General features: G+C 48.2%; 9 protein-coding genes. 2 read left to right on the top strand and 7 right to left on the bottom strand.

The window, feature by feature from the left end; all coding sequences use genetic code 11:
- The first annotated feature begins 165 nt into the window (after nt 1–165).
- A complete protein-coding gene (locus tag GK108_RS23020; protein ID WP_163953580.1) occupies nt 166–2,922 on the top strand; it encodes a 2-oxoglutarate dehydrogenase E1 component in 2,757 nt (918 codons plus the stop codon).
- Between the two features lie 101 nt (nt 2,923–3,023).
- Nucleotides 3,024–4,616, top strand: coding sequence for a 2-oxoglutarate dehydrogenase complex dihydrolipoyllysine-residue succinyltransferase (odhB, locus tag GK108_RS23015; RefSeq protein ID WP_163953578.1), 1,593 nt, complete (start codon nt 3,024–3,026; stop codon nt 4,614–4,616).
- A 70-nt stretch (nt 4,617–4,686) separates the two neighbouring features.
- Here the strand turns inward: odhB and gpmI are convergent, their stop codons facing one another.
- From gpmI to GK108_RS22980, 7 genes are all read right to left on the bottom strand, one after another.
- Nucleotides 4,687–6,264, bottom strand: coding sequence for a 2,3-bisphosphoglycerate-independent phosphoglycerate mutase (gene gpmI, locus GK108_RS23010; protein WP_163953576.1), 1,578 nt, complete (start codon nt 6,262–6,264; stop codon nt 4,687–4,689).
- Between the two features lie 50 nt (nt 6,265–6,314).
- Nucleotides 6,315–6,815, bottom strand: coding sequence for a low molecular weight protein-tyrosine-phosphatase (locus GK108_RS23005; RefSeq protein WP_163953573.1), 501 nt, complete (start codon nt 6,813–6,815; stop codon nt 6,315–6,317).
- Between the two features lie 48 nt (nt 6,816–6,863).
- On the bottom strand, nt 6,864–7,175 hold the full coding sequence (locus GK108_RS23000) for a septum formation initiator family protein (protein WP_163953571.1): 312 nt from the start codon (nt 7,173–7,175) through the stop codon (nt 6,864–6,866).
- Between the two features lie 61 nt (nt 7,176–7,236).
- Nucleotides 7,237–8,517, bottom strand: a complete 1,281-nt coding sequence (gene eno, locus GK108_RS22995) for a phosphopyruvate hydratase (protein WP_163953569.1) — start codon at nt 8,515–8,517, stop codon at nt 7,237–7,239.
- Between the two features lie 201 nt (nt 8,518–8,718).
- Nucleotides 8,719–10,308 carry an N-acyl-D-amino-acid deacylase family protein gene (locus GK108_RS22990; RefSeq protein ID WP_163953567.1) on the bottom strand — a complete coding sequence of 530 codons (1,590 nt, stop codon included), beginning with the start codon at nt 10,306–10,308 and terminating at the stop codon, nt 8,719–8,721.
- 92 nt (nt 10,309–10,400) lie between these two features.
- On the bottom strand, nt 10,401–11,927 hold the full coding sequence (locus GK108_RS22985) for a hypothetical protein (protein WP_163953566.1): 1,527 nt from the start codon (nt 11,925–11,927) through the stop codon (nt 10,401–10,403).
- A gap of 30 nt (nt 11,928–11,957) precedes the next feature.
- Entirely contained in the window at nt 11,958–12,107 is a 150-nt protein-coding gene (locus GK108_RS22980; RefSeq protein ID WP_163953564.1) for a hypothetical protein, read from the bottom strand.
- Between the last annotated feature and the right edge of the window lie 53 nt (nt 12,108–12,160).

Raw genomic sequence — 12,160 nt, 5'->3', positions numbered from 1 at the left:
CGTCAATAAGGGACAAAGTTTAGTCAACTAAATCTGTATTTTGACTGTTATAAAGTTAAGGGCGTCGTTGCCAACAAAGTAGTATAATAAAAATACAAAAATTTGCGGTCAACTATTTGACCGATACGTTACCTTTGCGGGTCAAAACAACGACGCGCCCCCGTCATGGATCAGTATTCATATATAGCCAACTCCGACGCGGCTTACGTAGATCAACTTTATCAGTCTTATAGGCAAGACCCTCAATCAGTTGACGCAAGCTGGCAACAATTTTTTAAAGGTTACGAGTTTTCATTAGCCTACGGTGAAGATGAGCCTAACGGCAAAAGTAATGGTGCTACGACGAATGGTCAGACAGCGACTAAACCCGTAGATGCCAGTCACGCTGAAAAAGAGGTTTCGGTAGCCAGCCTGATTAAAGCCTATCGGTCTCGTGGTCACCTGTTGGCCAAGACTAACCCGCTGAAACCCCGTAAAGACCGTCAGCCACGTGTTGACCTGCCTGACTACGCTTTGTCGGAAGCGGATATGGACACCGTATTTGAGTCGGGTAAACTGCTGGGCATTGGGCCCGCTACGTTACGGGTTATTATGGACTCGCTACGTAAAATTTACGCTGGCGATATCGGTTTCGAATATATGTATATCCGGGAGCTGGATGTGAAAAACTGGCTTCGGAACAAAATAGAAAAAGAGGCTCTGGTTTTTTCTCCTGCACTGGACGAGAAAAAGCGGATTCTTGAGAAATTAAACGAAGCTACTGTTTTTGAGAACTTCCTGGCTACAAAATACCTGGGTCAGAAGCGGTTCTCGCTGGAAGGTGGCGAAACAACCATTCCGGCACTGGATACCATTATCAGTCAGTCAGCCGATATGGGTGTTGAGGAAGTTATGATCGGTATGGCTCACCGTGGCCGTCTGAACGTACTGGCCAACATTCTGGGCAAGTCGTACGAATCTATTTTTGATGGTTTCGAAGGAAACGTACCTAACCAGGTTCATGGCGATGGTGACGTTAAATATCACCTAGGCTATTCAAGTCTGATCGAAACCAAATCGGGAAAACAGATCAGTGTGAAACTGGCCCCAAACCCGTCGCACCTTGAAGCGGTAAACCCGGTTGTTGAAGGGTTCGTTCGGGCGCAGGCTGATGAAGAATACAAAGGCGATTTTAAGAAAATTATGCCAATTCTGATTCACGGCGATGCGGCCGTAGCGGGTCAGGGAATTGTATATGAAGTAACGCAGATGGCGAAACTGCCTGGTTATCAGACGGGCGGTACGGTTCATTTTGTGATCAACAACCAGATTGGGTTCACCACCGATTTTGAAGATGCCCGTTCGTCGATCTATTGCTCAGACGTAGCAAAAATCGTTGATGCGCCTATTTTCCACGTTAATGGCGATAATCCAGAAGCGGTTATTTTCTGCGCCAAACTAGCCGTTGAATTCCGCGAGAAATTCAATCGCGATGTATTTATTGATATGGTTTGCTACCGTCGCTACGGACACAATGAGTCCGATGAGCCTAAGTTCACGCAGCCAACCATGTACAACATTATCGATAAGCATGCTAACCCACGGGAAATCTATAAAGAACTGCTGATCAAACGGGGCGATGTAGATGCCGAACTGGCTACGCGTATGGATACGGAGTTTAAACAGCAACTGCAGGATCGCCTGGACCGGGTGAAGCAGAAGGCTGAAATTCCCTACAAACCGTTACGCTTAGACCTCGATTGGGCCGAACTACGGTATAGTGAGCCTGCCGATTTTGATCAGTCGCCTGAAACGGGCGTGTCGGCCGACGTATTGAATACCGTTGGACAGGCGCTGGTGAAAATTCCGGAAGGCTTTAAACCAATCAAGCAAATTGAGAAACTGCTGAAAGATCGGCAGACAATGCTCACCGATACGAAGATCGTGAACTGGGGTACCGCCGAATTGCTGGCCTATGGATCGTTGCTGGTGGAAGGTAAGCCGGTTCGGTTAAGTGGTCAGGATGTACAGCGCGGAACCTTCTCGCACCGTCATGCCGTATTACACGATTCCGTTACGAACGAATCCTATTCATCGCTGGATTATATTCAGGATGGACAGCAGAAGTTCCAGATCTATAACTCATTGCTGTCAGAATATGGCGTACTGGGTTTTGAGTATGGTTATGCAATGGCTACGCCACACGCGCTGGTGATTTGGGAAGCTCAGTTTGGGGATTTCTCGAATGGAGCACAGCTGATTATCGACCAGTTTATTGCAGCTGCTGAATCGAAATGGGGCATTGAGAATGGTGTTACGTTGTTGCTGCCACACGGCTACGAAGGCCAGGGACCAGAGCACTCCAATGCTCGTCCTGAGCGGTATTTGCAGTTGTATGCAGAATACAACATGGTTGTGGCTAACGTAACAACACCAGCCAATATCTTCCATATACTACGTCGTCAATTGGCGTGGCAGTTCCGGAAGCCGCTGGTGGTAATGTCGCCCAAATCATTGCTTCGTCATCCGAAGTGTGTTTCTCCATTGGAAGATCTGACAAAAGGAAGCTTCCAGGAAGTGATTGGCGATACGTATGCACAACCGAAGAAAGTAAAACGCGTACTGTTGTGTACGGGCAAGATCTATTATGACCTGCTCGATAAACAACAGGCCGACCAGCGCGACGACGTAGCGATTGTACGTCTCGAGCAGATTGCGCCACTGCCTAAAAAGCAGCTAGATGCTATATTGGGTCAATACAAGAAAGCGGAGGTGTTCTGGGTGCAGGAAGAGCCGGAAAATATGGGTTACTGGACCTATTTGCTACGTGTAGGTTATATCTTGCCAATAATTTCGCGGAAAGCGGCAGCGTCACCTGCCACCGGTTACCCGAAAATACATACTCAGGAGCAAGCCGATATTGTTCGCAGAGCGTTTGAATAAAAATACAGTATATCGTTTTCAGTTTTCGGTTTATCGTTTTCTGCACATCTTGAAAGCGTCAAACTGAAAACTGAAGACCGAAAACTGAAAACTGAAAAAAAATGGCCGTTGACATGAAAATCCCTCCAGTAGGGGAATCCATTACCGAAGTTACTGTTGGCACCTGGTACAAAAAGGAAGGTGACCAAGTGAAAATGGACGAGGTTCTTTGTGGACTCGACTCCGATAAAGCTACATTTGAGTTAACGGCCGAAGCAGACGGAATTCTGCATATTCTGGCGCAGGAGGGCGACGTGCTGCCGATTGGGGCTAGCATTTGCACTATAGATAACAGTGGTTCTGCTCCAACTGCTGCTCCCACTCCAGCGCCAGCAAAAGCCCCTGCCGCTGCTGAGCCTGCCCCCGCTCCTCAGCCAGAAGCAGCCCCTGCCGCTGAAGGAGGTAAAGTGATAGAAATGAAAGTTCCGGCTGTAGGCGAATCCGTTACGGAAGTAACGATTGCTTCCTGGAGTAAGAAAGATGGCGATCAGGTTGCCCTGGATGAAGTCCTGTGCGAACTTGAATCAGATAAAGCTACGTTCGAACTGCCAGCCGAAGCCGCTGGTACACTTCGAATTGTGGCACAGGCGGGCGAAACGTTGCCAATTGGTGCGTTAATTGCTAAAATCGAAACCGGTAGTGCTTCGGCGCAGCCAGCTTCTTCTCCACAGCCTGCACCAGCGCAACCTGCGGCACCAGCTCCGTCAGCTGAAGCATTAGGGAATGGCCAAAATGGATACGCTGCTCATTATCCATCGCCAGCAGCAGCTAAAATTCTGGACGAAAAAGGAGTAACGGCTCAACAGGTTCAGGGTACAGGTGTTGGTGGTCGAATCACGAAAGAAGATGCATTGAATGCATCGCCTGCCCCTGCTCAGCCAGCGGCAGCCCCACAAGCAAAACCCGCAGAGTCGAAACCTGCACCGACAGCTCCAGCGCCAGTTGCAGCCGGTGAGCGTGGGCAGCGTCGTGAGAAAATGACCTCGCTACGTCGGACAATCGCTCGTCGATTAGTAGCGGTTAAAAATGAAACGGCGATGCTGACTACCTTCAATGAGGTAGACATGAAGCCGGTTATGGATCTGCGGGCTAAATACAAAGATAAATTCAAGGAGAAACACGGCGTCGGGCTTGGCTTTATGTCGTTCTTCACCAAGGCAGTTTCTGTCGCTCTGAAAGATTTTCCAGCCGTTAACGCGCAGATCGATGGCGATAGCATCGTCTACAACGATTTCTGTGACGTATCGATTGCGGTGTCGACAGAGCGTGGTCTAGTTGTTCCTGTGATTCGGAATGCCGATCAAATGAGTTTTGCTCAGATTGAGAAGGAAATTATACGGCTGGCTGGACTGGCTCGGGATAACAAATTGACGATCGACCAAATGACGGGCGGTACGTTCACCATAACGAATGGTGGTATCTTCGGGTCAATGCTGTCGACACCGATCATCAATGCGCCACAGTCGGCTATTTTGGGTATGCACAACATTGTTGAGCGTCCTGTGGTCGTTAATGGCGAAATTGTTGTACGGCCAATTATGTACGTAGCGTTGTCGTACGATCACCGTATTATCGATGGTAAAGAATCTGTGAGCTTCCTGGTGCGGGTGAAACAAATCCTGGAAGATCCGGCTCGTCTGCTTCTGGAAATGTAAGCCAGAGCATACAAACAAAAAAACCTGCCGCTCGGCAGGTTTTTTTGTTTGTATGTAATTCAGGCAATCATTACGCCTGAATTAAACTTTCACCGGTCATGACTGCTGGTTGCGGAATTCCCATCAGATGCAGAATCGTTGGAGCAATATCTGCTAGTTTTCCGTTGTTCAGTGTTGGGCGATAATCGTTATCGACCAGGATACAAGGAACCAGGTTCGTGGTATGAGCCGTATTCGGAGAACCGTCTTCATTAACCATGAATTCTGCATTACCGTGGTCGGCAATGATAATGGCTGTATAGCCATGCGCCAGGGCGGCTTCGGTAACTGCCTGCGCACAGGCATCAGCGGTTTCGGCCGCTTTTATAACAGCTTCGAACACACCCGTATGCCCAACCATGTCGGTGTTGGCGAAATTCAGACAGATGAAATCGGTTTCTTCGTTCTCCAATTCAGGAATAATGGCATCGCGAATGTCGAAAGCCGCCATTTCAGGTTTCTGGTCGTAGGTTTTAACCGGAATTACTGTTGGGTTGCCAACTTCATCGTAAATGGTCATTTCCTTCGGTGATGGACATAAAAGACGTTTCTCGCCAGCAAATGGCTCTTCCCGGCCCCCTGAAAAAAAGAACGTAACGTGCGGATATTTCTCGGTTTCGGCAATACGAATCTGCGTCCGACCGGCATCGGCAATCACTTCACCCAGTGTTTTTTCCAGATTGTCCTTATCAAAAATGACTTTTACCCCAACAAACTCACTGTCGTAGTTCGTCATCGTGATGTAGTCCAGAGCCAGTTTTTTCATGCCTTGCTCCGGGAAATCTTTTTGGGTTAGGGCTTGCGTAATTTCGCGGCCACGGTCGGTACGGAAATTAAAGCAGAGCACTACGTCACCTTCTTCAATAACCGCTACGGGTGATCCTTCGGCGTTCGCTACGATGATAGGCTTAACAAATTCGTCGGTTACGTTAGCATCATAAGAAGCCTGAAGTGCTTTCGTTACGTCATTGGCAGCCACTTTTTCGCCTGTGCCATGAACCATAGCGTCATAGGCTACTTTAACGCGTTCCCAGCGATTGTCGCGATCCATCGCGTAATAACGACCGACCACACTGGCAATCTGGCCCGTTGTCGCGGCCATATGGGCCTGTAAATCGGTCAGGTAGGCAATGCCGCCTTTCGGGTCTGTGTCGCGCCCATCGGTAAAGGCATGGACGAATACGTCCGTCAGTCCCTGGTTATGCGCGATGGATAGCAGACCTTTTACGTGATCGATATGCGCGTGAACGCCACCGTCGGAAACCAGACCAATGAAATGAACTTTCTTACCAACGGTTTTGGCGTAGTTCAACGCATCGACCAAAACGGGTTCATTATCGAGAGTGTGTTCGTCAACCGCTTTGTTAACCTTAACCAGATCCTGGTAAACGATACGTCCCGCTCCCAGATTCATATGGCCTACTTCCGAGTTACCCATCTGTCCAGCGGGTAGACCAACGGCCAATCCTGAGGCTTCCAGCTTGCTATTCGAATATCGGGAATACAGGGAATTGATAAAGGGTGTATTGGCTGCTTCAATAGCCGATACTTCTGGCCGTAAGGGAATGCCCCAGCCATCAAGGATAATGAGAATTACTTTTTTATTCATAGACTGAAAGAGCGATTGAGTGTAAAGCGAAACGGAACAGGTGTCGTCACTCAAGTAGTAATAGTAAGCTTATGCTGCTGGATTAAGTACGTAAGTAATTGACGGCAACAACGTAGTGCAATCTGATAAACTTCTTCGAAAACCTCGGGACCCTCGTAGTAAGGGTCGGGTACGTTCGGTTCGTCGTTAACGTCGGGGTCGAATTCGCGCAGTAAGAAAATCGTATCGGTCGAATATAGGCCGGTGCTACGGTAGTTTAATTTCTCGATGGCTTCCAGATTCTGCTCGTCCATAGCGACAAAGTAGTCGAACAGAGCCAGGTCTTCACCAATCATGCGCCGGGCGCGGTGGGTGAGGGTTAGCCCATGATCGAGGGCGTTTTCACGTGTTCGTCGGTCGGGGAGCTGACCAATGTGGAACGAGGCTGTTCCGGCTGAATCACAGGTTATTTCGTTCTGTAAGCCTTCTTCCTGTACTAACTGACGAAAGACTCCTTCTGCTACTGGCGAACGGCAGATATTGCCATAACAGACAAAAAGAACGTTTATCATAGGATAGGGAAAATGAGCCAGAAGCCAGGAGATAATCCCTGTTTCGGGTTATTTTTCTAAAGGTTCGTTCGACTCATCGACGATGACGAATATATCCTCGGTAGGCTTTTTCATCAAATATTTCTCACGAGCCAGCTTTTCCCGTAAACGGTCGGTACCTAATACTTCTTTCCGTTCTACCTGAACTTCTTTGATTTGCTGCTGATAAATGGCCGCTTCTTTTTCCAACTCGCGCAGCTTAATCCAATTATCGAACTGGGTTATCAGGTCATTGGCATCCACTAAGGTCATCCAGCCCAGCATAAAAAGGCCAGTAGCGACATAAAAGTTGCCGAGATAGGAGAGAATGCGGTTTTTCATAGGGCGAAATCAATAATGCTCCATGAAGAGTGAAACCTCTCTCTTCATGGAGCATTTTCAGTTAGAACTTCAGTCCTGGGAAGTAAGCTATTTCGCCCAATTCTTCTTCAATACGAAGCAATTGGTTGTATTTTGCCATCCGGTCTGAACGCGAAGCTGAACCGGTTTTGATTTGACCCGTGTTCAACGCTACAGCCAGATCCGCAATGGTAGCATCTTCGGTTTCGCCCGAACGGTGCGACATCACGTTTTTGTACGAATTCCGTTTCGCCAGATTAACCGTGTCGATCGTTTCGGTCAACGAACCAATCTGGTTCACTTTTACCAGAACGGCGTTAGCGATGCCAGCATCGATACCTTGTTGCAGACGGGTTACGTTCGTTACGAAGAGGTCGTCGCCAACCAGTTGGGTTTTGTTGTCTTTCAACAGATCGGTTTGCGCTTTCCAGCCTGCCCAATCGTCTTCGGCCATACCATCTTCAATCGACAGAATAGGATATTTGTTAACCCACTCTTTCCAGTAACCAGCCATTTCTGACGAGGTCAGCTTGTCGCCAGTCGATTTTTTGAAGTGATAAACGCCTTCTTCGGCATTGTAGAATTCAGAAGAAGCAGCGTCCATCGCAATCCAGACATCCTCACCTGGGCGGTAGCCAGCCTTTTCAATAGCCTGAAGAATGGTTTGGATCGCTTCTTCGTTCGATTTGATGTTTGGGGCAAAACCACCTTCATCACCAACGTTGGTAGCGAGGCCCATACCTTTCAGTACTTTTTTCAGCGTATGGAAAATCTCGGTACCCCAACGTAGCGCTTCAGAGAAGCTCGGTGCATTGGCTGGCATAACCATGAACTCCTGGAAGTCGATGGAGTTGTCAGCGTGAGAACCTCCGTTTAGGATGTTCATCATAGGAACAGGCAGCGTGTTCGCGTTTACGCCACCGATGTACCGATACAGAGGCAGGCCAGCTTCCTGAGCGGCTGCTTTGGCTACTGCCAGCGATACGCCCAGAATAGCGTTTGCGCCTAAACGACCTTTGTTGGGCGTGCCGTCGAGTTCCAGCATGATTTTGTCAATCATGCTCTGATCATACACAGAAGCACCAACTAATTCAGGGAAAATCAGATCATTAACGTTCGAAACTGCTTTCAATACGCCTTTGCCGACATATACTTTCGGATCGTCGTCACGGAGTTCAACGGCTTCATGAGAGCCGGTAGATGCGCCTGATGGAACGGCCGCGCGGCCCAGAAAACCATTTTCAGTACGAACGTCTACTTCGACCGTAGGATTGCCTCGTGAATCCAGAATCTGCCGGGCATGAATGCTTTGGATGGTACTCATCGCAGAGAATAAGAAGGGTTAACAACGAAAAAGCCAATTTTTTCGGCTATGACTACCAAGTCGTTAGGCCAATTGGCAAACCGGGAGCAAAGTAACGAAATAGAGGGCAAAAGTTTTAGTGAATGCGTAATGATGTATGGTATAGGATGTATTATGTAGATGATTGGTGGGAAAATACGCCCCACAATCAGCAGCTTATACTTAGTGTGCAGATCCCGCTCCCAGCAGCACCTGCCCCGGCCGCTGGCCCGTGTGCTTATTGTTTTCAACGACAGTGGTTCCATTGACGAGTACCCACGAAATACCAGTTGTATAGGCATGTGGTTGTTCATAAGTTGCCTGGTCGCTAACCGTTTTTTCATCAAAGAGCACTATGTCAGCGGCATAACCCGGACGTAGCAAACCCCGGTCGGCCAGACGAAAGCGTTGAGCCGGCAACGAAGTCATGCGTCGGATGGCTTCTTCGAGAGGGATAACATGACGATCGCGGACGTAGCGGCCCAGCACACGGGCGTTTGTGCCGTAGGCGCGTGGATGCGGCATGCCTGAGCCGAGTTTGGCTACGCCAGCGTCGGAAGCAATCATGGTGTTAGGATAGCGGAGAATGTTTTCTACATCCGTTTCTGACATCGTGTGGTAGATCATCTGGATACGTCGGAGTTTTGCCTGTTCCATCAGATCCATAATCAAATCCGCTTCCGTTGCTGCCGTATTTTTTCGGCCTAATTTCTGGTTGATTTTGCTGATACTCATGCCATTGAACGTAGTGTCGGTTTTATAACTGGCCACAACGGCATACTCGAAGTTGGTACGTAGATTCTTTTTCAAGCCGTCCAGCATTTCGGCCTTAATTTTAGCGCGGGTGGTCTGATCATGAAAACGGGCTAAGACGGCTGAGTCGCCATCAGCTAACGCCCAGGAGGGGATGATGCTTTCCAGCGACGTACTGGACGCTGTGTAAGGATACTGGTCGACCGTTACGTCGAGCCCTTCCCGGCGGGCAGCCTCAACCAGCTCAATCGTCTCAGTACTTTTTCCCCAGATTGGTTTGCTGGCTACTTTAAAGTGCGAAATTTCTACCGGAATCCTGGCTTCCCGACTGATCTGAATCGCTTCCTGAACGGCCTGCTTCACGTTAGCGCCTTCGTTACGTATGTGTGAGGCATAAACGCCCCCGTAGCGCGAGGCTGTTTTAGCCAGATTAACGACTTCCGTTGTTTTGGCATACGTGCCCGGCGTATAAATCAGTCCGGTCGATAGACCAACGGCTCCGTCTTTCATGGCTTGCTCGACCAGGGTTTCCATGTCGGCCTGTTCACGGGAGGTAGGCTCGCGGAAAGCCATTTTCATAACCTTCATGCGAACCGTGTTATGACCAATCAGTGACCCAACATTGACAGAAACACCCAAATGACGTAGTGAATCGAAATAGGCGCGGAGATTAGAACTCGACCCGCCACAATTCCCCGTAATGACAGTTGTAACGCCGTCGTAAATAAAATTTGGCGCTTCGGGTTGAGCTTCCAGACTACCCTCTACATGCGCATGTACGTCAATAAAGCCCGGTGCCACAATAAGCCCGGAGGCATCAATGATCCGTTTCGCATCAGTTGGCTGTATAGTACCAATGCGGACAATATGTCCGTTTTGAATGGCGACATCCGCGTACATCCACGGATTACCGGTACCATCGACCACACGGCCGTTTTTTATGACGAGATCGTAGGGCTGTGCTTTTGCGAAGAGTGTGAGTAATGAAAATAAGATGGGCAGGAGGAAACGATGCTGCATGATTTCGATGAAATGTTTTCAAGAGGTTGATTCACCGATCAATATAAATTATTTTATAGATAGCGGCAATCGGGTCGCTGAACTTTGCCTGTTTATTGGATTAAAAGCGTAAAGCCTGGTTTATGTACGGCATGAATCGTTTTGTTCGGAGAAACGAACAGAACTCCGAGTTGATAGTTGCCGGCAATCTTCTTCTGGGTCGAATAGTTCTGAATGGAAAAATCGCTTTTTATGCATGGGGTTCTATAGCGCCCATGTTTGGCTAAATGCCGGATACTGGTTGGCTGATAGGCTTCAAGGAGCCAGATTTTCTTGTCGGATTGGAGGTAAATATAAGGTTCTCCAGATACGGGCTGGTTAATTGAATAATGTACCCGGATTGTCTGGGCTGCCGGCGACAGGAAATTACTGATACGAATAGAATTATCGGGCGGTGCCGACTTTGCCAGCGGAGCTGCCGCAAAATAGGTAGGAAATCGATACCAGTTTTGTGCGTGTTGATCAACCCATTTAGAGATGGTGTCGGCTACGGATAAGTAATAACCGCCGTCCCGGTAGATTAGCCAGTGCTTGTTTCGCTGCCAGTTATACAGGCCTGCTTTTGTTTTCCGTTGCATCGCTTCCAGGCGGGGTGTGCATATCAAATAGCTGCTCATACAGAAAAGAAAAGCGATCAACAGACTAGAGCGGTAGAAGATGCTACGTTGCTCCGGCTTCGCCAGAATGACTACATAAACGTAGCAAACTGCCAACAGAAAAACGGAGAAATGACGATAACGGCTTTCGGTAACAACATAGCCGTCCACTGATCGACCTATGGCAAAAAGTGCACAGCTTGCCAGTAAAAAAAGGCCAAAGCTTGATAAATAATCGATGGATATGCCTTCCTGCGCTGTTAACTCTTTGGAGACAGAAGGGGTTGTCTGTAATGCCTGTTTGCCAATAACGTATACCAGCCAGCAGCAACTACTTATACCAACGAATAACTGGAACAAATCAGGAATAGCGAACAGATGATTTTTATCATCCCAACCAGCATATGCGCCAACCATCATAAAAAAGGTGGTGCTGACAGCGATACATCTGTGAAACAGGTTCTGTAGCACATACGGCTGATTGCTATAGCTGAAATTATAGAAGTAGAGAGCTATGGCAATGATGGTAGCTAAAAGCCACCAAACTAGCGCTTGTCTTCTATTGTTCATGAAGACAAGAACACAGCCGATAGGCCATAGTAAGAGCCCGTTTGCAAAAGTCAACGTAGCGCCAATCGCTGTCAGTAATGCCCAGAATACCATGCCAGGCTGAGGTTTATGCAGCAGGTACAAACAAAGCAGGCTCAGAAAGCAAACAGGCATGTAGTTCGTGGAAGCAATAGCCCAGAAGTTCCCTTCGTAAGCAATCGGCTGAAAAATCAGCAAACTCACCGGAAGATAGTACCACCAGGATAGTTTTGCCGCTGCCAGCGGTCGTGTTAACAACCACATAAGCCCAAGTAATGTAAGATTACCCGCTAACATGATTCCACGAAAATCGAGATTGCCAAGTAGAAAACGAATCGACAAAGCCGACAGGCGTGTGTAGACTAATCGGTGGTCAATAAAATTCTGGGTTAACAAACTCCACTTCTGGCTGATGGAGTCAGCGGCCTAGTCCCATTCCAGAAGGAATTTAAGGATGACCACAAAATCATCACCCACGGGCACATTCAGGGCGTGATGCAGCAGGAAGGTATAATAGACGAAAGGAGGTAAAAAAGTGAGCCCTATAGAATACTGTTTACGTGTTACTTGTTTCAAGGTGTCAAATAGGTGTGTGACGTTAATATACGACGCAGCCTATTTACTTTCTT

The sequence above is a fragment of the Spirosoma terrae genome (assembly GCF_010435915.1).
In the GTDB taxonomy this organism is placed as follows: Bacteria; Bacteroidota; Bacteroidia; order Cytophagales; family Spirosomataceae; genus Spirosoma; species Spirosoma terrae.
Note: the sequence above shows the minus strand (reverse complement) of the source record. Positions and strands in the feature narration are given on the sequence as shown.